We start from the raw sequence: 560 nt of genomic DNA, 5'->3' as shown, positions 1-560 counted from the left end.
CCACAGGCAGCCAGATAATTGTGACTTAAATCACGTTTTTATCTTAAATGCCCTTTAAAATTCCGCGCGCAGCCCCCATATGGAATTGGGCTCAAAGGGAAAGTGAGGCAAATCAATCGCGCAAAGGTCTGCTCAGGATTGATTTGTCGCAATGATTGACACGATTCCGCTTGACGCTGCGTAAGGTTTTTGTAATTTTACAGGCAACCTTTTATTCACTAACAAATAGCTGGTGGAATATATGACTATCAAAGTAGGTATCAACGGTTTTGGCCGTATCGGTCGCATTGTTTTCCGTGCTGCTCAGAAACGTTCTGACATCGAGATCGTTGCAACCAACGACCTGTTAGACGCAGAGTACATGGCTTACATGCTGAAGTATGATTCCACTCACGGTCGTTTCGACGGTACCGTTGAAGTGAAAGACGGTCATCTGGTCGTTAACGGTAAAAAAATCCGTGTTACCGCTGAACGTGACCCGGCTAACCTGAAGTGGGAGGAAGTTGGTGTTGACGTTGTTGCTGAAGCAACCGGAATCTTCCTGACCGACGAAACCGCTC

The 560-nt window shown here is 46.4% G+C and carries 1 protein-coding gene; it reads left to right on the top strand.

Going from position 1 to position 560, the window contains the following annotated elements:
- Positions 1 to 241: 241 nt before the first annotated feature.
- A partial coding sequence (locus tag ABD481_RS46960) for a glyceraldehyde 3-phosphate dehydrogenase NAD-binding domain-containing protein (RefSeq protein WP_344672376.1) occupies positions 242 to 560 on the top strand: 319 nt, incomplete at its 3' end.

The organism is Catenulispora yoronensis (genome assembly GCF_039531695.1).
Classification (GTDB): domain Bacteria; phylum Actinomycetota; class Actinomycetes; order Streptomycetales; family Catenulisporaceae; genus Catenulispora; species Catenulispora yoronensis.
This window is presented reverse-complemented; position numbering and strand designations above follow the sequence as displayed.